The following is a 25509-nucleotide window of genomic DNA, read 5'->3' as shown; positions in this document are numbered from 1 at the left end:
AGGGAAATCAGCTGAATAATACGCATACGCCCAACACAGCAATTAATTATACGACCTGCATTTTCTTACTATCTATGAAAGATTAGCACTTAATAAACATGTTTTATTCGGCCTCTTTAGGTATCAGACCCAATTGAAAAAACTGGTCTATCAGAAAATCGGCATATCTTATAAATCCTAAATCTGTAAAATGGACGCCATCAACAGTTCCTTCATGATCGTCTCCTGTAGCATTCTCACTACTTATATAGAAAACATTTTTAAAACCACCTTCAATCATTTTTATGTATTCCGCTTTTAGAGTTGCATTTTTTTCATTCGTCAAAGCTTTCCCCTTTATATCTAGGGCTGATGATTCTCTTAAAAAATTTTCAACAAAGACAATTGGAGTATTTGGTCGTTTCTTTTGTAGCGTTTTTACAAGAGGAATGGTTCTGTTTTTTACTTGTTCTGCATTCATATTTGGCAAGCATTCGATAACATAGAATAAAGGATTAAATTCCGAAATCAATTCATTAATTGGTTGCTCCATCATACCATTTCCACTAAATCCGAAGTTTATACAATCCATATTTAATTTTCTGGAAATAATATTGGTATGTGCCATCCCAGGGCGTGATGCACATCCACCTTGAGTAATACTAGTTCCGTAAAAAATGATTGACTTAGGGTTTTTATGTAATGGTCTTTCAATTACGCTATTTGAATCAATGCCTATTTCAATACTATTAACACCATCATACAGCGGTAAAAACATTTTAAACTCCCTCATCTCATTAGACATATTTTGCATGAGTTTAAATTCATTTTCAATGCCCGTGGGTCTAGCGGTATTAAGATATTGCCAATTGCCCTTATTATTAAAATATAAATCAACACCTTTAATGCCGGTTTCAGCCATATGATTCATTTTTAAATTATTTAGAACGGTCCATTTTACGCTAATGGAAGTGGAATTAGAAAAAAAGCGAATTGACATGCCTGCCGAAGATTTAGACAATTCCCATACTGGTTTTCGAACAAGCTCTTTATATGAAAGCGGCAACCTATCATAGCGATTTTCTTTAAGAGAATCGTTAATTTGAGTACCTTCTAAAATGAAAAAATCCTTGCCGAAATACTTTATATTATGTTGCTCTTGTGAACTGCTTAAGATTGGAATACTTAAAAACAAGAGTAGTAAAAAATGTTGAAATGTTGTTTTGTATGTCTTTATAATCATAATTATTATAAAATTTAAGTTCGTTTCTCTTTGCATGAATTATGTTGTCTCCTATAAGTAGTGATTTTGGTGAACAAAAAATGGAGTAACTATTACCCATATGTTATTCGCGAATCGATACTATATAGTGATGTTGTTTGATTATAATTCAGTTTCAATTTCTTTCATCATCTTGGTTAATTGCTCAACAACCTCAGGAAATTGATCTACCACATTATTTTTTTCACTAATATCCTCATCAAGATTATATAGTGAAACAGGAAAACTACCATTTTTATTTAAATTCCACCCTATTGATTTTTGAATATGAAGTTTCCATTTCCCCATTCTAACCGCTTCTATTTCACCATTTCGGGCATAAAAATAAAAGGGACGCTCTGGTAATTTGGTGGCTTCAGGATGTAAAAGATAATCGCTAATATCTAAGCCATCCAATTTTAAATTTTCAGGAATTTTTGAACCAGCTATTTTTGCAAGGGTAGGAAATAAATCCAATGTGGTTGTAAAATCACTACTCACTACTCCTTTAGTAATTTTACTTGGCCAAACTACTATGGCTGGCACACGTTGACCTCCGTCCCATGTTTCGGCTTTTTTACCTCTTAATGGTTTTGCAGAACCCATTTGCGGTCCATTGTCAGATGTGAAAATAAAAATAGTATTATCATAGATATTTTGTTCTTTCAGCGTTTTTACGATCTCTCCTACACTCCAATCCAGTTCCATAATAACATCACCATATAAGCCTTTTTCACTTTTACCTATAAAAGCAGGAGAAGCGTGTAATGGTGTATGTGGCATGTTTTGAGCAACATACATGAAAAATGGTTTTTCACTTCTGTTTTTTATTTGATTAATAGCCTCTTCTGTATATTTTTGGGTCAGATAGTCTTGGTCAGGTCCGCTTTCTATCAATGTTTTATTGCGATAAAAAGGAAGGGGTGGTGATTGAAAATCAATATGCTTATAATAGTAATTATCCATATCATTGGAATAAGGCACACCATAAAACTGATCAAAACCCTGATTATTTGGCATAAACTCCTCTTTATGTCCCAAATGCCATTTCCCGATAATGGAGGTACTATAACCATTGTCCCTCAGCATTTCTGCCATTGTATATTCATTCAATGAAAGTCCACCTTCTGAAAAAGGGAAAAGTACTGCTTCGTGTAGATTGTATCTTTTAGGATAACGACCTGTTAAAAGCCCAGCTCTAGAAGGCGTACATACAGTTGCTGGAACATAAAAATTTGTAAAACGAATACCTTCAGAAGCTAAACGATCAATGTGTGGTGTCTCAAAACCTTCGGCACCATAGCATCCCACATCTGCGTACCCTTGATCATCCGTAAAGAAAATGATAATATTTGGTCTATCATTCGAAGTGTCAATATGCTGCTGACATGCAGTACTACTAAAAATTATAAGTAGTAGTAATTTTGAAATAAACGGTTTGATCTTAATTTTCACAGCAATCTCATTTTATTAATTATTGCTAACGTTACGCATAAAAGCTGAACGGTTTAAATATAGCACCAACGTTGTGCTTTGACCAAAGTTAATTGATTGGTTGAGGTTTTATACTATTTGCAACTGTTTTTTATTCTTCTTCAAACTCAAACCATTTTTTAAGCATATACACTTCATCAATTTTTTTACCGGCTTTAAGGATTTCAATTCGTAAAAAATCATTTTCAGTAGCCACATACTTTAATTTCAAATCTTTCATTTCAGTTGTGTCATAAAACGCTCCGTGTTTACAGTCAAACGGATTGTTTTTTACTTCATTGGTAAAAATAGATAGTAAAATCATTTTTGCTGAATACACATCTTTCTTTTCATATCCGAAAATACGATGGTCTTTTTTCATGTTGGCATTCATCCAAATTGAACCCTCTTTTCTTATAGATGCTTTTTGCATCGTATCAGTACTAATACTTTCTAAAATTTTAACAGATCCATTACAGACATCTCCTTCTTCACCACCGACAATCCATTTTTGTAGTGTTTTAATTCGATTATCAGTCAATTCTTTCATATAAGAAGCTCGACAAATTGGTTGGACTGAACCATATTCACTCTGACTTGGATATTTCATTTCCATTTCCGCATCGCGAAATTGTATCCATATGCGTTGCGATTTTTTTAAATTTTCCAGAAAAGAGGGATCTGTCTTATATTCTGATAAAATCGTTTTGTAGGTTTCATTTAGTATCTTGTCAGATGCATTAAATTCTGCATTGGCTTGTTTATTCATTTCCGCCTGCGTTTGCGAAAAACAAGCTAAATTGAAAGTCAGAAATATTATAAAGAGTATTTTATTCATTTTTTTATGTTCTAGTTTTTAGCGTAATGCTAAGGGTTTGGTGAATGAAAAATAGCCGATTTTAGTTTACTAACTTTTCAGCGAAACACAAATGTACAAAAAAGCACAAACCTTTGTGATTTGTGCTTTTTTGCTATTTTTAGTTTAGAACACTATTTAAAGAATCTCGTTAAACTATTTATTCATAGAAACATTTGAAATTATTAAAATTGCCATTAAAACAAGAAGTAATAGCAGTATATAGATGGAGTCTTTATGCGTAATATGTGCAACCAGTGCTGTCAACAGAAATAAACCAACACCGGCATACGTCCATTCTTTTAATTGCGAGGATGCAAATGGTACCACTAATATAACGGCTGCTATTAATTTCAGTACGGCTAATTCTACTCTAAAAAAATCAGGAAAACCTAATTCTTTTATTCCTTCAATGGTGCTTTTACTAAATAGATAGGTATAAGAACTCAGCAAAAGAAATGCTGCAAGTAATAGTGTAGTTGACCAATATATTATTTTCATAGGTATAGTCTATAAAAAGCTGTCTTTTATCTGATTCACGATCTTAGTTCCGTCTGGATCAGCTTCTGTTTTTAGATTACAAAAATCTTCAGCCCATTTTGAAGTTCGAATTCTTAAAGGAGGGTTTTCATTCTCTGCTACATTTAAAACTACTTCGGCTACTTCTTTACCTGTTTGGTACACGGATTCTTTGCTCTCCGTTGCTCTTTTTTGATTTCCTGCCATATATCTTTCAAAAATAGGTAGGTATTCACCTGTTGCAAATTGCCCTTCAACAGCGGTTTTTTCAATGGCAGAAGTCATAAATTCTGTAGCGATTCCCCCAGGTTCAACACAGGTTATTTTAATATTGAAAGCATCACTTACATAGGTTGCTAAACCTTCCATAAAGCCTTCTACGGCAAATTTTGCTCCACAATATAATTCGTTAAAGGGTTGTCCCACTAAACCGCCAACTGAAGTAATGCTAATAATTTGACCACTTTTTTGTTTTCTCATGTATGGAAGAACTGCTTGTGTGCAAAATACCACACCATGATAATTCACTTCCGTTACCCATCTAATTTCTTCTTCTGTAGATTGCTCAGTCGTTTTTGCAAATCCTGCTCCTGCATTGTTTACTAATACATCTATTTTACCTTCTTTTTTTATAATGGTTTGAACAGCGGCTTCAATAGATTCCATTTTTGTTACATCTAGAGGAAGTAATTCTATGTCTAAATTATCTTCTTCTATTTTCTTTTGAAGTGGTGCCGCTTTTTTTAAGTTTCGCATGGTTGCGTAAACTTTAAATCCATTTTGTGCAAATAAGATGGCACTTTCAAACCCTACTCCTGTTGATGTTCCTGTAATTAATACGTTTCGTTTCATAATTATTGTTTTATGGAGTGAATGCTCATTCCAATTGTTAGGTAAATTTTTTATTCTTTTATGGCGTCCCAAACCATTTGTATTTGATTGGTAAGGGAAGTTGGTCTTGCTTGCGATTGATTAAAATACCATCTTAAATACGATAGAATAGCTCCACCAATAAACATTAGTATCTCGTCTAGTTCAATATTCTTAATAATACGCTCTTGTTTTCCTTTCACTAATAGTTGAAAGACTGGAGCCACAGATTTTTCACCCTTAGACCTACTCTCTTTAGTAATAATAGGTGAAGCTTGTAATTGCTCCATGAATTTAAAATATTCGGGATTATTGATAAAAAAGTCAATAATTGACGTAAGATAATTCTCAAATTGTGTTTTTAGAGGTTTCTCTAAATTAAAATCTAAAAACACTGCTTTTTCTTTTTCCTTTATATTTATATAAATTTCATTGATTAATTCTTCTTTGTTGGGAAAGTAATTATAGATTGTTCCCATTCCCGTGCCTGCTGCCTTTGCAATAGCTGACATTGGGGTATTGTGCACTCCTTTTTCTGTAAGTAGTGTAAGTGCAGATGATAGTATTGCTTCTTTTTTATTCACAATGCAAATATAGGTAAATTGGAATGAATGTTCCAAATATTGTGGTAATTATTTTAAATCGTAGTGTTTTTACTATTGATTTAAGTCATTTTATAAAAAAGCATGCAATTATAAACTTTAGTTGAACTGTTGAGAAAATTACAATTTCGTAGTCTCCTTATATGCACCTGTTTTTAAATCATATAGAATTAGGGTTCCAGATCCATTTTTTAAGCTCCCACTAGTTATTCTTTTTCCTTTTTTATTATAGCACTCTAGAACGTTATAGGGCATTTCATTTTTGAAACTGACTTTTCTGTGGATTTGACCATTCGTAAAAAAAATGTTGGCAAGAAGCATTTTTCCATCTGCATATTCAACTTCCGTTTCTATTTTTCCTTCTTCATTGTATTTGCTTACAATTCCATGATATTCATCCTTTTTATAGGTGCCTTTTTCTTTTATATTCCCATTTTCGTAATAGGAAGTAAAAGGTCCCTCTAAACTACCATTTATAGCAATAGATTCATAGGTTAGTTTTTCTTTGTATCTTTTATTGATACATGTTACAAGTGTATCATTGCTGTAATCACATTTATATAGTTCTCTTCCTTTTTTATCATAGGTTGTCCAAATACCACTTATTTCATCTTCTATATAAGTGCCTTCCTTTTTCAGTGTACCATCATCAAAAAAATCTTTATAAGGTCCATGCCGTCTATAGTTCCTTAAGCCTGATCTATTTGTTCTATAGTTAATGATAGTCGTTTTATATTCATATGCACCATAATCATGCGTATCATCATTGGCATAACTTCTTTCTTCGCAATCTTTATAAGCTGCACTATAGGTGCATTTTTCAATCAAATCGCCCCTGAGATTAAAATCTCTAGTAACACCCGTACTTATGTAACCATTTAGATACTCTAGTTTTTCAATCCACTTACCATCTTCATTATACCTTATATATTCTTTTTCTAATTTTGCATTCTTATTATAATATCCTTTTTCACGTAATTGCTTATTTTCATGATACCTTTTAAATGGACCAAACCATCGTCCATTCACACAATTTATTTCCGACAAAACGGCACCGTTTTTATAATACCAATATTGGACACCTTCTTTTTTACCATCAATTCTATGATCTATAGATTGAATCATTTTGGTACCATGATAGTAGACTTTATCTTCTTTATATTCTCTTTTATTGTGTTTGTACGTTTTCATTTCACGCCAAAAATTCCCGTCAGAATTGTAAATTTTTACAATTTTAATTTTTCCATATACAGGATCTTTAATAACGGTCTTCTTGCTTTTTTGGGCGTAACTATTAGAAATGAAACATAGATTAACTAAAGTAAGAATAATCAATTTATACATTTATGGAAGTTTTTTGTTGTTGTACTAAAATTTTAAATTCAGGTACCTGTTATTTATGAATCAAATATACGTGCATTCTTTAGGTATCCCTACAACGCATATATATTCGCTTATTGTAAACCTTTATTTGTTATGGTTTAGTTGTAAAGTGAATTCGTAAGAAATGTTATGAGTTTTAGCTATCTGATGTTCTCCTGTTTTTATTTATACATTCAATTCCTTCATTATTTCTGCAAATAATTCGTACGATTTGATTCTGTCATGGGCATCATAAATATTAGTAACCGCTATAAGTTCATCTGCCTCCGTTTGCTTCATAAATGCTTTAACCTGAGCTTTAACGGTGGCTTTACTGCCAATAAAAGAATACTTTAACATTTGATGCACTTGCGGATGTTTCATTATCTCCTTTAAATCATCCGTCATTGCTGTTGGTGGTTTAACATAGTCACGATTACCAGTAAATATACCTACAATCAGTCGTATTAATGAGGTTGACAAGCGTTCGGCTTCTTCGTCAGTATCGGCAACAATAATATTTACACCTGCCATAACATATGGTTTTTGTAAGACTTCTGAAGGCTGAAACTCATTATGGTATATTTGAAGAGCAGCGTCTAAATGCGTAGTCGCAAAATGACTAGCAAAAGCATAAGGCAATCCTTTTTTTGCAGCCAAATGAGCACTATCTGTACTAGACCCTAAAATATAGATAGGCACATCAACACCTTCAGCAACGGTGGCACGTACTTTAGAAGTAGCATTGTCAGTTGAAAAGTATCTCTGAATTTTTTCCAATTCATTGGGGAACGATTGTGCGGCTTGCATAAAATCTGACCGTATGGCTTCTGCGGTTTCTCTGTCAGTACCTGGAGCTCTCCCCAAACCAAGATCAATTCGGTTGGGATATAAAGAAGCTAAGGTTCCAAATTGCTCCGCTATAATTAGTGGCGAATGGTTGGGTAACATAATACCACCAGAACCGATGCGAAGTGTATGGGTTCCTTGGGCAACATAACCAATTAAAATAGAGGTAGCACTACTGCCAATAGTTGACGCATTGTGATGTTCTGCCAACCAATAACGTGTGTAACCAGCCGTTTCAGCATGTTGAGCCAATTTTAAGCTATTATTAAACGTCTGTGTAAGCGTTTGACCTTCAGAAACTAAGGCGAGGTCTAAGATAGAATATTTGGTATTTTTTGTTTTCATAATTGAAGTGTTTCCCGTCGTAATATTGTGGGCTGAAAGTAGTCGTATTGTAATTAGTAACCTTACGCATTAGACGTATACAAAGGTAAACACTTTACATTTATTTTTGTCGATCTTAGCGGGGCTATTTACAGAGAAATGCGTTCCCTAATTAGCACAAAAAAACCATCTCTTTTTTGAGATGGCTTCTTCGTATTGATTTATAAATTATTGTCTAGCTACTCTACTATAAATGAGCTAATGCTTCTTCATTATTTATGGTTAATGGTATTTTTATTCTAGTAGTATCCCATCCCAACACCATTTGTGTGGTTTCTTTCTTTGTTTTAAATGCTATTGAAAATGATTCTAACATTTCTGCTTTCGCAACAGGTACTGAAAATCTTGCAACATCAAAGGTGGGATTGTATTGAAATGAACCTAATACATCTAAATTACTACTCAAAATCACTTCCCATTCATCTTCACCTGGTATGGTATACAAAACATAGGTCCCTGAAGGGATATTTACACCACCAAAAACAACATCTTTGTAAAATTTAACTTCAGTAGCTTCATTGGCACCTGTTCTCCATATTTTATTATAAGGAACTTGATTCCCAAAAACTTCTTGTTTATTTTTCGATGGCCGACCATAAATCACTTTTATGATAGGCTTGGTTACTTTATTGGTTCTTAAATAAGAAATGTCATGTGGTGCTTTATCAATAGGATCAAATGATTGAGCATTGATAAATTCATAGTTAAAAAGAACGATAACTAAAAGTAAAGCGAGTTTTTTAAGATTACTTGTATTCATATTATTTGAGATTATATGATGTTGATGCTTTGTTTATAGAATAATTAATAAAACAAAGTAATCATTTACGGTTTGTTGTAATTATAACAGCTAATGAAATAAAACTCCTACCCTCCTATGCATTTATTTTGTAAAGTTATGTTCAAGGTTATAATTTAGATTGCATTTTGAGCTCTATTTTTTTTAATTATTATAGACTACTATAATTATGAAATATGCAGGTTCATCAGGTTTTTTTGAACTTCATTTTAAAACAATGTAAAAAGTAGAAATTAGTTAACGAATTAGTATGCTGCACGTTAAATAACATCTAGAAATTACATTGATTTTTTAACGTTTTTTTTAACATAAAACAAGGAAAATAGAGCTCGTAAATCTGTTTTAAAAATCATAAAAAAAGTACCTTTGTAGTCTGTCTGAATTTGTGGTAAATAAGTCCCTCATTTCAATCATTTTAAAAGAAATAATCATATAAATTAAATAATCATGAAACATATAAGTATAGTGTTTATGGCCCTTTTAATAGGTACAATGTCTTATGCTCAATTACAGGTTTCTGTTAGTTCTGGCTATGCTACTGGTAGTGCAACCATGAAGCTCGGTGAAACCATTAATATATCTGAATCAGAAAGCTCTTATGGGAGTTATGGTGAAGGTGTAAATTTTCAAATCAGAGGAACGTATTTCTTTAATAAATCATTTGGTGTAGATGTAGGTTTAGGATATTTGCAAGGTACTGATCAAACCGTATCTAAAGTTAGTCTACCCAGTAACGAGGTTGAGGCTGTTGGTAGAGCACGTGCTTTTGGAGGTTCTGCTTCTGTAGTGTATCGATTTACCAATAATATTTACGGTCGTTTTGGTGCGTTGATAAAAGTAGCTGGTAAAACAGAAGCTGTAGTGTCTAATAAATCTGTTTTTTCGGAAGAAGAGGCTAATGCTTTTGGTGTGCCATTCGGGTCTTATTCTCAGACCAATTATGTAGAAGATTTTCATGGGCAATTCCCTTTGGGTTTTGTGGGTGCTCTAGGTTATAAATATCAATTAACTAATAATTTAAGTATTTTTGCGGAAGCAGAATATTACGGAATTAGTTTGAAACGTAAAGATTCTGAAATTCAAGAATTTAACACTGATGTTGTTTTAGCAGATGGTACCGTTTCTGTAAGTGGTTTGTATACTCTAGATAACTTGCCTGATGGATATTATAAAGAAACAACGTATGTTGACAACCTTTCTCATACCAATACAGATGCCTCTAAAAAACTAGCAGAAAAAGTACCGTATTCTTCCTTCGGTATTAATTTCGGAATTACCTATCATTTTAATAAATTGGCTAAAAAGTAAAAAAAAATGTAATCCCGAAGCATGTATATATGGGATTTTATTAGAAATAGTCAACGCTAAATAAGTACTTAAAACCTGTCAAAACAATTGTTTTGACAGGTTTTTTCTTTGGATAGGTTATCAACTATAGTACTTCACTCCTATTGCCTTTTATGTAATGATGCTAAATTATGACATGGCAATTCAAGCATCTGATTATTCGCCAAAAGAGCACTTTTACCACTATTTATTTCATTGTTATTTTAGCAAATGAAAAGTAGCAATTACTGTTCGTTATTAAGCTCTATTGTTTAATTTTGTGGTTCATTAAAATTTTTTACGCCTATATATTTTAAAATGAAGGAACTTACTTCTTATTTAAAAAAACAATCTTGGTTTACTTCATTTAGAACGTCTTTTTTAAGCAATCCAAATAGATTACCATCTGTTAAAGCAACTTTTGTTATTGGAGTCCTTGTGATTTTAATGGTGAGTCTAAACTTGCCTTTTTATGCAGTTACTTTAGGTTTAGGGGCACTTGCAGGTGCTTTATCTGAAACGGATGATCATCCGAAAGGACGTTTAAAGTCAATGGCATTAAAAGTGGTCAGTTTTGCAATCTCAAGTTTCTCAGTAGAATTGTTACAACCGTATCCTATTCTATTGGGTGCGGGACTCGCATTATCTACCATTGTTTTTATTTTAATTGGAGGCGTTAGTGAGCGTTTTAGGGGCGTAACCTTTGGTGCTTTGTTGGTGGGTATTTATACGATGATTGGGACTCAAATCAGTCCAAATTGGTATATGCAACCCATTTTACTAACATCTGGAGCCTTTATTTACGGTATGTTTTCTTATCTACTACTTCGTTTAAAGCCCTATAGTTTATTAGAAGAACAATTGGCCAGAGGTTTTTCTGCTTTATCCTTATATTTAAATGAGAAATCAAAACTTTTTCCGAGTGATAAAGCTGCTGTAAAAGAAATTAGAACAAAACTCGCACTGTTAAATGTGCAAACCGTTGAAGCTTTAGATCGATGTAAAGAGGTGTTAAATAGTTACGGAGAATCACTAACCGATGAGAAACCGTTACAGCCCTATTTGTATTATTTTATGGTGTTGCAGAGTTTACATGAACGTGCTGCCTCTAGTCACGAACGTTATGATTTACTAAGTGCCAATCCTTCAAATGATGAATTAATTGGTGGCATTCGTCAATTATTACATGAGCTCTCTACTGCCACCCAAAGTTTTGCAACCAGTTTATTAACAGGTGTGCCTTATGTACACCCTGTCGCTATAGATTGGTTGATCAATGCCGTTCATAATTCATTTAAAAATAATGAGCAAAAATTGTCACTTCCCATGAAGTTATTGATTCGGAATCTAACCCAGTCTCATGAAACTTTAAAAAATATTCATAAAAATTACGATACGCTGTCATTTCCTAAGTTAGAAAAAAACACACTTTCCTATTTTAAAAGATTTAAACTACAACTTAATATAAATCACCCTAAAATGCTTTATGCGTTAAGGTTAAGTCTTTCGTTTTTAATTGGATATTCCATATATAAGTATTTTAATATTGAGAAAGGAGAATGGATTGTGCTGACCATTTTATTTGTATTACAACCGAGTTATAGTGAGACTAGAAAACGGCTTTTTCAGCGAATTTCAGGTACGTTGGCAGGTGTAATTATTGGTATTTTAGTGATAAAATTATTCACTTTTTCAGGGCAAATCGTTTTAATGCTGTCTTCTGCTTATTTGTTTTTCTTTTGGATGAAACGCAAGTATTCCATCAGTATCATTTTTATTACCATTTTTGTGTTGTGTGCCTTTAATATTATTGCTGATAAAGGGGTTGATGTTATGGCACCTCGATTAATAGATACGTTGATAGGTGCTTTTATTTCGTTTTTAGTGGTACGTTTTTTATGGCCAGATTGGCAATATAAAAAATTACCCAACCTAATAAGTGAAGTCATTCTTAAAAACACAGCCTATTTAAAAGCCATTTTAAATGAATATAAAAAACCAGTCAATGATGATTTACACTATAGAATTGTAAGAAGAGAAGCACATAGGGCTGATAATGCATTAGTTATGGCTTGGCAAAACATGCAATTAGATCCTCAAAAACATCAAAAACTTAAAAAAACAGCGTTTAGATTAACCTATTTAAATCATGCGTTACTTTCGTACTTGTCAGCACTTGGTGCCCATAGAAGTCAACATAAACAACCTTTAAATTTAGTAGCATTTGAAAATCACATTTTAAATGCCTTAGATGAAGCTTTTGATTGGTTAGCAACGACAGATAATAGCGAAATAAATATTATTGCATTAAATTTAGAAGAAATACGAACACAATTACATCGTAAAAAGGAAGAAGAAATACGTATAGAATATAGTTTGTTGTATAATATTACCGGAGTAACTATTGAAATTCTAGAACAGGCTAAACTTTTTAAGCAGACGAAACAAGATAGTTAAGGGTTTGTTTTGCTTCCGATAGCTCATCAAGGTTTCTTATCATTGAAGCTTTCCCTTCCATTATTTCCTTATACTAGTACCAGTCATCCTATTTGAAACTGTCTTTAATTTAGAATTTATATAAATTGCTCAAAATCAATGCTAAACTTGAAAATTCCATCAAAAATAATTAACTTCATACCATATAAAATCACAAACTAATTACACCACAAAATGAGTACAGATTCAACTAATTATTCTAGAAGGGAATTTGCCAAACTTTCAGCACTGGGGCTTGCCTCTATTCCATTATTATCGTTTCAAAATGGATTAGAAAAAATGGATTTGTCAATAGCAACAACCCTCAATGTGCATTTGTTTTCTAAACACCTACAATTTCTTAATTATAACGATATGTCTGCCGCAGCTGTGGAAATGGGATTTGATGGAATCGATTTGACAGTACGCCCCAAAGGACATGTGTTGCCAGAAAATGTAAAAGAGGATTTACCGAAAGCGGTGGAGGCTATGAAAAAACACGGTCTGCAACCTAAAATGATGTCCACCAATGTTTGGGATGCGAGCAATACAGTGCAAAAAACAGTGCTGGAAACGGCAAGTACCTTAGGTTTTACTAATTATCGGACCAATTGGTTAAAGTACCCAGAAGATATCTCCATTACTGAAAGTCAAGCCTTATACGGACGACAAGCCAAAGAGTTGGAAATACTCAATGAAAAATTAGGACTTATTGGAGGCTATCAAAATAATTCAGGAATGAATGTAGGTGCACCAATCTGGGATCTCCTTCCTATTTAAGAAGCCACCAATGGCAAATTTATGGGAAGCCAATACGATATCAGGCATGCTGTTATTGAAGGTGGTGAGTGTTGGGAGCTGGGATTACGTCGGATAAAACCGTTAATTAATTCTATTGTAATTAAAGATGTAAAGTGGGGCGTTGTAGATGGTAAATGGGAGCCCATAAATGTGCCTTTAGGGGAAGGTATGGTTGATTTTAATCGTTATTTTTCATTACTTAAAAAATATAAAATCAATGTACCTGTTTCATTACATGTTGAGTATGATTTGGGTGGTGCTGAACAAGGACGTGATAAAATTACGATGCCCCAAAAAGAGGTTTTTAGTAAGATAAAAAAGGACTTGGAGTATTTACAAGAAGCTTGGGATAAGGCGGAATAGTAAGTTGAAAAAATAAGATAAAAAACTACAGAGAAAACTTATATTTGTAAGCTAAATAACTATCATTAAAAGTTTTGGAACAAATAAAAGCTCACTTAGATCAAATTGCTACCCTCTCTAAATTTGATTGGGAGTTTTTTATGTCAAAACTACATCGAAGGGTTATCCCAAAGAAAACAGTGTTTTTAAAACTCAATGAAATAGAAAATCATATCTCTTTTATTGAATCTGGTGTGGTACGCTTATATATTCCAAAAGAAAATCCAGAAAAAGAAATCACTTTCGGCTTTAGTTTTGAAAATCAGTTTATTAGTGCTTATGATTCGTTTTTGACACAGAAACCTTCGGCTTATGAACTTCAGGCACTTACAGAAACTACACTTGTGAGTATTAGTTATAATGATTTACAAGACGTTTATAAAACAACACAAATAGGAAATCTGATAGGTAGATTGACTGCTGAACGTCTCTTTTTAATAAAATCTAAACGCGAACAGAACTTATTGAATTTATCGGCAGAAGAACGCTATATGAAATTGTTTAAGGACCGTCCAGAACTTTTAAAGGAAGTGCCTTTAAAATATGTCAGTTCTTATATTGGGGTTACAGCACAGGCCTTGAGTAGGATTAGAAAACGTTTATAAGATTAATTATTGTTCTTTTTGAGCTTTCCATAACATGTCATTAATTGATTTGGGTTCATTGTTTAGCTCAGATTATCAAATTATCTTTGAAAAAAAGTTATGACGATAATTATCTTCGTTCTAGTGCTCTGGTATGGAAGTCTGTTTTTTCAGTCTTTCTTTTTACATCGCTATGCCGCTCATCAAGTTTTTACCATGTCTAAAACCATGGAACGTATTACATTTGTGTTAACTTGGATTTTTCAAGGTTCTAGTTATTTAAGTGCATATGGTTATGGCATCATGCATCGTATTCATCATGCTTATACCGATACAGAAAAAGATCCGCACTCGCCCTCTTATGATGCCAATTTATTTGCGATGATGTGGAAAACAAAAACCATTTACCAAGATATTAATAAAGAACGCATCACTATTGAAGAGCGTTTTACCAAAAACGTTCCGCAATGGAAAGGGTTTGATAATTTCGCTAGCTCACGCTTTTCTAGAGTATTGTGGTTGGTACTTTATACCTTGTTTTTCGTTTTCTTTACCACAGCTTTATGGCAATGGTTATTGTTGCCTGTCGCATTTTTAATGGCACCTATTCATGGGGTTATTATTAATTGGTTCGGTCATATTTATGGTTATGTGAATTTTAAAATGAAAAATACGAGTAAGAATCTCTTTCGTTTTGATTTTTTAATGATGGGTGAAGGCTACCATAATAACCATCATAAATATGCAAGTAGAGCCAATTTTGGTGTAAAATGGTATGAGGTAGATCTCACCTATTTGATTATAAAACTATTGAATTTTTTAGGTATAATTAAGTTGAAGTCAATTAAGATAAAGTCTTAATTAATAATGTTTTAAATTTAATTATAATTTCTTTTTACGATGTGAGTTACGTCCAGTGTAAGCTAAATGATACCATTGTACTTAGTATTTAGTATCTTTGGGTTATGAGAAAAATCACCTACGTTTTCGTCTTGTTCCTAACCTTATTATTAACGTTTCCAAATGCAATAATTAGCCAAAATAAAGCTTCTGATTCGACTGCAGATATCATTATTTATGGAGGTACTTCTGCAGCCATTATTGCAGCGGTAGAAGCTAAAAAATCTGGTAAATCTGTTATTGTAGTTTCGCCTGATATCCATTTAGGTGGGTTAACTTCTGGTGGTCTAGGATGGACTGATACCGGTGATAAAAGTGTTATTGGAGGGTTGTCGAGAGATTTTTATCATAGGGTTTATTTGTATTACAACACCAAAGAAGCATGGAATTGGCAACCAAAAGAGGCGTATGGTAATAAAGGCCAAGGTACAAGAGCCATGGATGGTGAAAGTCGCACCATGTGGATATTTGAACCACATGTGGCTGAGCTTATTTTTGAAGATTTTGTTAAAGAATATGGTATTCAAGTAGAGAGAGATGAATGGCTTAATCGTCAAAATGGAGTTAAAGTTGAAAATGGGAAAATTATATCAATAACCACCTTGAGTGGTAAAACATATTCTGGAAAGGTATTCTTAGATGCTACGTATGAGGGTGATTTAATGGCAGCCGCAGGTGTAAGTTATCATGTAGGTAGAGAAGCTGGAAGTGTATATAATGAAGAATGGAATGGTGTTCAAACAGGTGTTTTACATCATAAACATTGGTTTTTATCTGATATTTCACCTTATGTAGTTCCTGGTGATTCCACAAGTGGTGTATTGCCAAGAATTTCTACAGTATCTCCTGGAAATAAACATGATGGTGATGATAAAATTCAGGCTTATTGTTTTAGAACATGCATGACGAATCATGAAGCCAACAGGGTACCGTTTCCAAAGCCTGAAAACTATGACCCGCTGCAATATGAATTATTAGCAAGATCATTGGCAACGGGACGCGATGATTTTTTTGAAAAATTTGATGGCATTCCCAATTACAAAACAGATACCAATAACCATGGTCCTTTGAGTAGTGACAATATTGGAATGAATTATGATTATCCAGAAGCCTCGTACGACCGCAGAAAAGAGATTATAAAGGAACATGAAGATTATCAACAAGGCTTTTATTGGTTTGTAGCCAATGACCCAAGGGTACCTAAGGATATTCAAATGGAAATGCAAAAATGGGGTTTAGCAAAAGACGAATTTACAGATAATGGCAACTGGCCACACCAAATATATGTTAGGGAAGCACGGAGAATGATAGGGCAATTTATAATGACGGAAAACGAATTGTTAAAAAAACGACCCACTCCAAATCCAGTAGGAATGGGATCTTATACTATGGATTCTCATAATACGCAACGGTATATAAAAGCCGATGGTTTTGTTCAAAATGAAGGTGATATTGGTGTGAACACCAAAGGCCCTTATGCCATTTCATACGGTGCGTTAGTACCAAAAAAGGAGGAGTGTACAAATTTATTGGTCCCAGTTTGTGTATCGTCAAGTCATATTGCCTTTGGGTCTATGCGAATGGAACCTGTTTTTATGATTTTAGGTCAATCTTCAGCGGTAGCAGCAGTATTGGCTATTGACAACAATGTGACCGTGCAAGATGTGGACTATGAAATGCTTAAAAATGCTTTAGAGGAAAAAGGACAAGTTTTAAAAAAATAGGTCTGTTCTCATTTTTACAAAGTTTTAGTGTATTACAACTTCTTTATTGGCTAAAAAGGCTTTTTCTTGGCTTTTTTTAGCTCTTGGAACAATTCTTTAAATAAGCCACGAGCAATCAATATTTTCATGATTTCATTGGTGCCTGCGTAAATTCTTGCGACTCTATTATCGGCATACATTCGAGCAATTGGGTAATCCCATATATATCCATAACCACCAAACAATTGCAGGCATTCATCTACTACGTTACCATGCATTTCTGTTGCTGAATACTTTGCGATGGAGGCACTTTCTGACGTCAGTTGATGGGCTGCTAATAATAGCGTACAGCGATCTAAAAAAGTTTGATGTATTTGTAATTGTGAAGTGCATTCTGCAAGTTTAAATTGTGTATTTTGAAATCCAGCAATGGGTTGTTTAAAAGCGGTTCTTGTAGATGTATAGGCAATTGTTTTTTCTATAGCTCCTTCTGCCCCACCAATAGCATTAAGTGCTACAGTTAAACGTTCTCTAGCCAATTCGGTCATCATAATTTTAAATCCCAATCCTTCTTCTCCTAATAAATTTTCTTTAGGCACTTTTACATTATCAAAAAATAATTCACAAGTATCTTGGGCTTTCATTCCTATTTTCTTGAAAGGAATTCCTTTTTCAAAACCTTCATAACTACTTTCCATAATTAACAACGACACACCCTCTTTTTCTGTACCCGAATTCGTTTTTACAGCGACAATAGACATATCGCACATAAAACCATTGGTTATAAATGTTTTTTGTCCATTTACCATATAATGATCGCCTTTCTTTACCGCCGTTGTTTTGATGGCTTTAAGATCGCTACCACAGTTAGGTTCCGTCATGCCAATAGATGTTATGAATTTGCCTGTTGCCATAAGTGGCAGGTATTTTTGCTTTTGAGCCTCAGTACCATATTTTAAAAGATAGGGAGCAACAATATCTGAATGCAATGAAAAACCGGGTCCTGTGATGCCTTCTTTCGCCATTTCTTCAATAAACAGGGCGTTAAAGCTAAAATCCAGTCCACTTCCACCATAGTTTTCAGGCATATCCATACACAGTAAACCCAATGCACCGGCACGTTCCCAAAGTTCTCTTGGAACCATTCCTTTTTTCTCCCAATCATCGAGATGGTCAATAATTTCATTTTTAATGAAATCTTGAATCATGGCTTGCATCATTTTATGCTCTTCTGATGCGTATATTTCACGTTCTAATAAAACATTTTGTAACATAGTTCCTGATTTTTGATGAATTCTTTTCATAAATTTGAGTACCATACCTCACTTTTCTTAATCTTGTAAATAACGAATGAAGTCATTAACCCGTTTGATATGAAAAGAATAATTGTCATTAAAGTTACGCAATAGTTTACGAACTTGTTGTTTCTTTTTTATTTGATAAATAACCTTTGAGTCATTTGTCCAGAAAATTACCATCTATAAATGCTCAATAGAAAAAAAAACGAGCATTTAGTAGTATATTTGCCTTAATTATGTTCTCGATACCAGCAAAATTGCATGGCACTCGAACTTACACTAAAAAGTAATCTTATTAGTTTCTATGCCTTTTAAAAAATTACATTCCGACATTCAAGAGAAGTTAGAAATTCAAAAAATTAGTACTCCTACTCCATTTCAAAGCAAGAGTATTCCTGTTATAAAAAGTGGTGCAAATCTTTATGCATTGGCTCCAATAGATAGTGGAAAAACAACCACTCTGATTCTTACCACCTTGCAAAAGTTAAATTTTGAACCCAAAGGAGATTCACCTAGAGCCATGGTTTTGGTTGAAAATAAGGAAATAGCCTTAGCCATGTATGATGCTTTTTTAAAATTCACAAAAAACAGTGGACTACGTGTTTATGTGGGATACGATCAGCTTCATATTGATGTGCAAAAGTCAGAAATTTATGAAGGTGTAGATATTCTTATTTCTACGCCAAGAACATTAAAAAAGTTATTTTTATTAAATGGGGTAAACACCTCACAATTACAACTCTTTAGCTTAGATAATGCTGATTTTTTATCTAAAAGTTCGTCGTATGATGCCTTTTTGACAGTGACTCAGAGTATTACTAAATGCCAGTATGTGTTTTACTCAGAAAAAACACATTCCGTTTTAAAACGTTTTAAGTCTAGTTTTATGGAACACTCAAAAACAATTTCTATTTAGGATTAAAAAAATAGCTCTTTGTATAGCTTTATTTTTCTATAATACACAACTATGATTATACCTAAACTTCATTATATTTCTCAAGGCATTACTCCAGCAGCCCATTTAGAGCATATCCAAAAAGCATGTACATCAGGTTCTGAATTGGTGCAATTACGGTTAAAGAATATTTCAGAAAAAAAGTATCTGAAATTTGCTGAAGAGGCTAGAGAAATTACAGCTCATTTTCAAACGCGATTAATTATTAATGATAATTATAAAATAGCAAAAGCGGTAAAAGCTGATGGTGTACATTTGGGAAAAACAGACGCCAGTGCTACGGAAGCTAGAAAGCACTTATATACTTGGCAGCTTATTGGTGGTACGGCAAATACAGTGCAAGATTGTGAAGCATTACTTGCTAAAGAAGTTGATTATATTAGTTTAGGTCCTTTTCGTTTTACCACAACTAAAGAAAACCTACCTTCTGTTTTAGGGCTAGATGGATATACTACACTACTTAAAGCATTAAAAACAGAAACTCCCATAATTGGTGTTGGTGGAATTACCACAGCAGATGTTACAGATATTTTAGCGACAGGAATTTCAGGAATTGCAGTATCTGAAGCTATAACGAAGGATTTTAATACCATTAGAACCTTTAATCAATTGCTAAATGCTTCCGTAACTGCAGAACAGCCTTATAAATTTGAATAATTTATAATTTTGAAAATTAATTAGGGTTGTAAATTAACGTCTATCCCTTTAAAATAGGATACTTTTTGTGATCTTTAATTTGGTAAAAAAACACTTCATTTTTCAAGTCTAAAATGGCTTAAAAAACTATATTCGCGGCATGTGGATGTATTTGGGCTTATTGGCCGCACTTTTTTTAGGTTTACATAATTTATGTAAGAAACATGCGGTACAAGGAAACGAAGTTTTCCCTGTGTTATTGGGGACCATTACTTCTGGTTTTCTAATTCTTCTCCCCTTTTTTATCGGTTCGGTTTATTTTCCAGAAGGCACGAAAGAATTGGGTTTTTATATTACACGTATTCCATGGGAAACTCATGGTTTTATTTTTATTAAGTCGATGATAATGGCAGCTTCATGGATTTTAGCATATCAAGCTTTAAAACATTTGCCATTAACTATAGTAACCCCAATACGTTCAGCAGGACCCTTTTTCACCTTTATAGGTGCAATTTTAATTTATAATGAGACGCCTAAGTTTTTACAATGGATTGGTTTTTTTCTTATTATTTTTTCTGTAATGCTCTATTCTAAAATAGGAAAGCAAGAAGGAATCCATTTTAAGCGTAATAAATGGATTTATGCCATTATTGCCGCTACTTTTTTAGGGGCAGCGAGTGGTTTATACGATAAGTTTTTAATTCAGAGTTTAACTTTGAATCCGCAAACTCTACAATTTTGGTTTTGTTGGTATACCATTTTAATTTTATTAGTCATTTTATCGATAACCTGGTTTCCCTATAAGGAAAAACGTAAGGCATTTAAATGGCGTTGGACTATTGTAGCCGTGGGTGTTTTGTTACAAGCAGCTGATTATTTTTATTTTAAAGCGTTACAAGATCCTGAAGCTTTAATTATGTTGCTGTCGGCTATAAAACGGAGTCAATTGATTATCGCTGTGGTAATTGGTGGCCTTGTGTTTAAAGAACAAAATAAACGCAAAAAACTGGTGCCATTAACAGGAATTTTAGTGGGGATCTTTTTGATATTATATTCTTAGCAACTGTGGTTTATTCTTTCACTATTTTTTCACCTTTTTTGTTACAGATTGTGTTAGGTTTTGTTACTCATTTCCTATAGATATCATATAACAAAAAAGCAGATTCGTAAGAACGAACCTGCTTTTTAATTTTTTAAATCACGTTATTAAATTGTGAATTACCATTGCTTTTGTGTGGTACACAAACCTTGTTGCAACCAAACAATACCTGTTCCGCCACCATCAAAAGCTCCTGAACCTAATATGTTCGAATCAGAACCTGAATAGTAATAAGAAGTCCCTGAAATTCGCTTAAAAAGTGTTGAATTTGATGATGATTTATAAAATGCCATATGGCCTACTGCAGTTGTTGCAGTAGTGTTTCCTTTCAAAACAAAGTAGAATGTATCTGCGTCAGTACTCGTGTGTGATGGTAAACTACCACCTATATTAGCAAAACCACTGTAATTTGAAGTGCTAGATTGTTTTACTTTAGCATCAGTTATTGCTCCGCCATATGGATTTACTTCATATTTAAAAGCAATCAAATACCCTCCATTAGGAATAGTTGTCGTTGCTGTTTTTGAAGGAGATACGGATTTAGAGATGAGTTGTCCAGAATTATTTTTTGAAACGGTAAAAGAAGAGGAACCTCCTTCTTGAGAAGCAGTGGTACTGTTAAATTCGGCCTCACTTGCACCTGCTCTACTAACTTCATTTAGTTTATCTTCTAAATTATTGTATTCTGCTACTGTTATAGCTACCCAATTTCCATCAGAGGCATTTTTATAAGTATTTTTAGAAGTAGATAATAAAAATTCGATATCATCAATATCATTTAAATTTATAATTACACTTGAATTTTCAATAAGATTTTCAGTGGACACTTGCACTTCCGCTGTTATTTCTGGATTTGTTTCAAAATCGAAAATAGTTGCATCTGCAACTGTCAACTCACCCGTAGCTGCATTTATAGTCATTGCTCCAGCGGGTGTTTGGTTTAAAATACTAAAGGAAACGTTACCAGCATTTGATGTGCCAGAGACCGTAGCTACAATAGTACCATCGGCGGCATTCTCATCAATACTTTTGGTAATATTAGCAGTAGTAAGTGAATCTGGATCATCACTACTACAACTCATTATTGTTAAACTTAATACGCTAAACAATACTCCTAATTTTAATTTTTTCATCTTTTTTAATTTATTAATTACTATTTGGTTTTTCGTTTTAGTTTAACGCCTTAATTAGCCATATAATATCTTTACTTTCAAGCAGTTTGTGAATGGCAATTTGGGTTTGTTAACGGAAGAATTTATAATGAAAACTAAGGAATAGTATGAGTTAATTCAATTTATTGTTCATTTTAAATATGGGTATGAGTAATCAAAAAACAAGTATCGCATCGCTGTATTGCAGCGTGATTTTTTAAAATTGGAAAATCTCTTTAGATTAGGTAAGCACCCAAAAAGGTACAGAAGTTAATTAGAAGCGATTTATAAAATCCTTGAATAGAACTTAAAATTGTTTTTTAAAGGGCATCGTTAAAACAACTGTTGTCCCTTTTACAGTCTCATTGGTATAACTATCTTTAATGGTAAAGCCAATATTTTGATTGAATTGTTTTTTAAAGATTTCTAAACGTTTTTCAATAGCTTGTAAAGCAAATGATTCGTGAAGATTGCCTTGACGATTGGCAATTTCTTCAGCTTTTTTTCTACCAATCCCGTTATCGGTAATAGTACATTGTAAAATACTATTTGTAAAATTAAAAATAACACTTAGTTTCTTTTCACCTACTTTATGCAACAAACCGTGGACTAAGGCATTCTCTATAAAGGGCTGGATCAGTAAAGAAGGGACTTCTAAGTTCTCATTCCCTTCAAAGTGAATATTGTAGCTAAATGATTCTCCAAAACGAAGTTTTTCTAATTGTAAATAAATATTTAAAAAATCTAATTCCTTTTCTAATGGAATAAAATCTTGATTAGAGTATGTTAATGTGTTTCGTATCAGTTTCGAAAATAAGACAATATAATCGTATGACGCATTGGTATCTTCTTTAAGGACTAAATCTTGTATTGAGTTTAAGGAATTAAATATAAAATGTGGATTCATTTGTGAACGAAGTGCCGTTAAATTCAAATTGATCAATTCTTTTTCTAAAGATATTTTTTCTAATTGCGTAACGCGTTCGTGTTCTTTAATTTTTATTTTCTTTCTATAATACAAAATAGTGCTTCCTAAAATCAGTATAGACAAAGCAACAAGAAACCACCATGTTTTCCAAAAAGGCTTTCTTATAGTGAAGATTAAAGATTTTATCTTGTTATTACCTAACGTATTATCTAAAATAGGTTGTACTTGAAAGGTATATTTACCAGTAGGTAAACTATTGTATTTAACTGAATTCACTCCAATATCTGTAATTAACCATGCATTGTTAAAGCCTTTTAATCGGTATTTATATTTTCTTTTTTGATTGTATAAAAAACCATTAACATTAAAACCAATATTTATAGCATTTTGATGATATTTAAGGCTGTATTTTGAGGTTATTATTGTGTCTTTTTCGTTTATCTCTACTTTATTAAAATATACATCAGCATTTTGGGTTTTAAATGATTGGTCTTTGTGTATTGAAAATAACCCTTGTGATGATGAAAAATATACTTTTTCACGTACTATTTCAATACCAGAAACGTCATAAGATAAAATACCATCGCTTTTAGTTAATGTTTTTAACTGTTTTGAATCAACATCCAATACTTGAATACTATTTCCCAAGGCAATCCATAATTTATTCTGGTCTGCCTTAACCATAAGTACATTATTGGATGTTAGTCCGTTTTTGGTTGTGTAATGCTGTATAACTGTATCGTTTTTAATGCCTAATACGCCATTTTTAAATGTTGCTATCCATAATGTGCCATTAGCTGTTTCTGTTATAGATTTACCGTAAATGGGCTGGTTATTAAAAAGAATTTTTTTAGAATTCCAATTATTGTCATAAGAGACTAGGTTATCAACAAAAGCGATATATGCGGTTTGATTTATTTTATTATAAAATGAAGCATAGGTTCTTTTTTCTCCAGAAATATATTTTTTCTCATTTTTAAAATTACTTTTTTCAAGTACAATCGCTGAGTTATAACTCGTGAAGAGTAAATTATCATTGTTCAGTAAGGTTAAACTTTTTGCTGTTCTTGCCCCTTCAATTTTAGTTAATTTTAATGAATTAATATGTAAAGAATAAGCACTTAGATCTTTGCTGATAAAAACAGTGTTACTGTTTGAGAGGTATTTAAGTTTAGATACTCTGTCTTTTGAGGGTAACTTTATAATCTTTTCAACATACGTATTTGTATTATAAAACCCTATATTCCCATTTGTGTTTCCAAATACAAGCGTACTATCATTGACAATATCTAAGCTGCTAATATTTTTATTTGGTTCTGTAATAATACATGTTTCTATAGTAATATTTGGAATTACATAAATGCCATTATTTAATGTAGTAAACCAATAATTATCATCTTTATCTTTTAAAATATTAGTAACATTTCGATCTTTTAAAAATCTTTTGATTAGAAAAAAATGATTTCTTTTTAATTCAAAAACCCAGACACCAGTACTTGTGGCAAACCAAATCTCCTTATTGTTTTCAAAAGTATTATATATTCTTTCTTTAGATAAAACTTGGAATTGATGTATTAAATTTAAAGTGTTTTTAGATTTATTTATTGAATAAAAACGATTTGAATTAAAATTATCTTTTCTAAAAACAAGGTTAGCACTTACTTTAAAAATTTTAGTGTTTTTGTTATAATTGTTTATAGTATCAGATTCTTTACGGGAAGACATTAGATTTGTTACTTTATTTTTTTTCTCAGTAACTATCGGAACTATTGAATTTAAGTTTTCATAATAAATACGATCATCAATTTTAAATATTGATCCATATCTTTGTGTTAACGGTTGGTTGTATTCTATACTTTTGGTCTTTAAATTTACTTTATAAATTTTCTTTAACGTAAGTATATATAAATATTCGTTTTTTATTATAAAATCTGCTAATTGACCATTTAACTGTTTACCTAAATCTATAAATAGGTTTAATTTATTGTTTTCAACATAGAAAAATTGTCCAGAGATATTATTACACCAAATAAGACCAGAAGGGGCTTGTTGAATATTAAAAACAGATAACCCAAGTTGTTTTTCACTATTGTAGTTTTTAAAGGTTTTACCATCATATCTATACAACCCCTTATCAGCACCTAGCCAAATAAAACCATTTTCATCTTCGAGAATACTATAGAATTCTTTATCAGGTAAACCATCTTTTTCTGATAAATGTACAGATACTGGTTCTTGAGCCTGCATTAGAAATGAAGCGGAAACCAGAACTAGTAAAAATATATTTTTAATCAATG

22 protein-coding genes are annotated in these 25509 nt (G+C 32.5%); 10 read left to right on the top strand and 12 right to left on the bottom strand.

From position 1 onward, the window contains the following. Positions 1-103: 103 nt before the first annotated feature. The 9 genes from FF125_RS11240 to FF125_RS11200 form a co-directional block, all read right to left on the bottom strand. Positions 104-1222 carry an SGNH/GDSL hydrolase family protein gene (locus FF125_RS11240; RefSeq protein WP_138949858.1) on the bottom strand — a complete coding sequence of 373 codons (1119 nt, stop codon included), beginning with the start codon at positions 1220-1222 and terminating at the stop codon, positions 104-106. A gap of 141 nt (positions 1223-1363) precedes the next feature. Continuing rightward, the gene (locus FF125_RS11235) at positions 1364-2695 is read right to left on the bottom strand and encodes a sulfatase family protein (RefSeq protein ID WP_138949857.1); all 1332 of its coding nucleotides are present in this window, start codon (positions 2693-2695) and stop codon (positions 1364-1366) included. A gap of 130 nt (positions 2696-2825) precedes the next feature. Further along, a complete protein-coding gene (locus FF125_RS11230) occupies positions 2826-3551 on the bottom strand; it encodes a lysozyme inhibitor LprI family protein (RefSeq protein WP_138949856.1) in 726 nt (241 codons plus the stop codon). A gap of 174 nt (positions 3552-3725) precedes the next feature. After that, complete coding sequence (locus tag FF125_RS11225) at positions 3726-4070, bottom strand: DoxX family protein (protein ID WP_138949855.1); 345 nt, start codon at positions 4068-4070, stop codon at positions 3726-3728. A gap of 9 nt (positions 4071-4079) precedes the next feature. Next, positions 4080-4940, bottom strand: a complete 861-nt coding sequence (locus FF125_RS11220) for an SDR family oxidoreductase (protein ID WP_138949854.1) — start codon at positions 4938-4940, stop codon at positions 4080-4082. 50 nt (positions 4941-4990) lie between these two features. Continuing rightward, positions 4991-5542 (bottom strand): TetR/AcrR family transcriptional regulator, encoded by a 552-nt coding sequence (locus tag FF125_RS11215; RefSeq protein WP_138949853.1) that lies wholly within the window; start codon positions 5540-5542, stop codon positions 4991-4993. A gap of 138 nt (positions 5543-5680) precedes the next feature. Further along, complete coding sequence (locus FF125_RS11210) at positions 5681-6904, bottom strand: toxin-antitoxin system YwqK family antitoxin (protein WP_138949852.1); 1224 nt, start codon at positions 6902-6904, stop codon at positions 5681-5683. A gap of 204 nt (positions 6905-7108) precedes the next feature. After that, positions 7109-8116, bottom strand: a complete 1008-nt coding sequence (locus FF125_RS11205; RefSeq protein WP_138949851.1) for an LLM class flavin-dependent oxidoreductase — start codon at positions 8114-8116, stop codon at positions 7109-7111. Positions 8117-8342: 226 nt separating this feature from the next. Further along, the gene (locus FF125_RS11200) at positions 8343-8915 is read right to left on the bottom strand and encodes a DUF2911 domain-containing protein (RefSeq protein WP_138949850.1); all 573 of its coding nucleotides are present in this window, start codon (positions 8913-8915) and stop codon (positions 8343-8345) included. A gap of 486 nt (positions 8916-9401) precedes the next feature. On the opposite strand from FF125_RS11200, the gene FF125_RS11195 reads away from it, so the two are divergent. The 7 genes from FF125_RS11195 to FF125_RS11170 all read left to right on the top strand — a co-directional run bounded on the left by FF125_RS11195 (position 9402) and on the right by FF125_RS11170 (position 17166). After that, a complete protein-coding gene (locus tag FF125_RS11195) occupies positions 9402-10262 on the top strand; it encodes an outer membrane beta-barrel protein (protein ID WP_138949849.1) in 861 nt (286 codons plus the stop codon). A 336-nt stretch (positions 10263-10598) separates the two neighbouring features. After that, the gene (yccS, locus tag FF125_RS11190) at positions 10599-12737 is read left to right on the top strand and encodes a YccS family putative transporter (RefSeq protein WP_138949848.1); all 2139 of its coding nucleotides are present in this window, start codon (positions 10599-10601) and stop codon (positions 12735-12737) included. Positions 12738-12950: 213 nt separating this feature from the next. Continuing rightward, positions 12951-13535 (top strand): apurinic/apyrimidinic endonuclease family protein, encoded by a 585-nt coding sequence (locus FF125_RS22115; RefSeq protein WP_250629567.1) that lies wholly within the window; start codon positions 12951-12953, stop codon positions 13533-13535. A gap of 21 nt (positions 13536-13556) precedes the next feature. After that, positions 13557-13919: a sugar phosphate isomerase/epimerase family protein gene (locus FF125_RS22110; RefSeq protein WP_250629566.1), complete on the top strand. Its 363-nt coding sequence runs from the start codon at positions 13557-13559 to the stop codon at positions 13917-13919. A gap of 74 nt (positions 13920-13993) precedes the next feature. Further along, the gene (locus FF125_RS11180; RefSeq protein WP_138949847.1) at positions 13994-14563 is read left to right on the top strand and encodes a Crp/Fnr family transcriptional regulator; all 570 of its coding nucleotides are present in this window, start codon (positions 13994-13996) and stop codon (positions 14561-14563) included. A 99-nt stretch (positions 14564-14662) separates the two neighbouring features. Further along, positions 14663-15403, top strand: a complete 741-nt coding sequence (locus tag FF125_RS11175) for an acyl-CoA desaturase (protein WP_138949846.1) — start codon at positions 14663-14665, stop codon at positions 15401-15403. Between the two features lie 104 nt (positions 15404-15507). Continuing rightward, positions 15508-17166, top strand: coding sequence for an FAD-dependent oxidoreductase (locus tag FF125_RS11170; protein ID WP_138949845.1), 1659 nt, complete (start codon positions 15508-15510; stop codon positions 17164-17166). Between the two features lie 50 nt (positions 17167-17216). Here FF125_RS11170 and FF125_RS11165 read toward each other — a convergent pair whose 3' ends face one another. Then, complete coding sequence (locus tag FF125_RS11165; protein ID WP_250629565.1) at positions 17217-18449, bottom strand: acyl-CoA dehydrogenase family protein; 1233 nt, start codon at positions 18447-18449, stop codon at positions 17217-17219. A gap of 298 nt (positions 18450-18747) precedes the next feature. On the opposite strand from FF125_RS11165, the gene FF125_RS11160 reads away from it, so the two are divergent. The 3 genes from FF125_RS11160 (at position 18748) to FF125_RS11150 (ending at position 21094) form a co-directional block, all read left to right on the top strand. Beyond that, entirely contained in the window at positions 18748-19359 is a 612-nt protein-coding gene (locus tag FF125_RS11160; RefSeq protein WP_138949844.1) for a DEAD/DEAH box helicase, read from the top strand. A gap of 51 nt (positions 19360-19410) precedes the next feature. Next, on the top strand, positions 19411-20055 hold the full coding sequence (gene thiE / locus FF125_RS11155) for a thiamine phosphate synthase (protein ID WP_138949843.1): 645 nt from the start codon (positions 19411-19413) through the stop codon (positions 20053-20055). A gap of 139 nt (positions 20056-20194) precedes the next feature. Continuing rightward, entirely contained in the window at positions 20195-21094 is a 900-nt protein-coding gene (locus tag FF125_RS11150; protein WP_138949842.1) for an EamA family transporter, read from the top strand. A gap of 158 nt (positions 21095-21252) precedes the next feature. On the opposite strand, the gene FF125_RS11145 is transcribed toward FF125_RS11150, so the two are convergent. Further along, positions 21253-22266, bottom strand: a complete 1014-nt coding sequence (locus FF125_RS11145) for a cadherin repeat domain-containing protein (RefSeq protein ID WP_138949841.1) — start codon at positions 22264-22266, stop codon at positions 21253-21255. A gap of 325 nt (positions 22267-22591) precedes the next feature. Next, positions 22592-25507, bottom strand: coding sequence for a sensor histidine kinase (locus tag FF125_RS11140; RefSeq protein ID WP_138949840.1), 2916 nt, complete (start codon positions 25505-25507; stop codon positions 22592-22594). Positions 25508-25509: the final 2 nt, after the last annotated feature.

The sequence above is a fragment of the Aureibaculum algae genome, assembly GCF_006065315.1.
Lineage (GTDB): Bacteria > Bacteroidota > Bacteroidia > Flavobacteriales > Flavobacteriaceae > Aureibaculum > Aureibaculum algae.
This window is presented reverse-complemented; position numbering and strand designations above follow the sequence as displayed.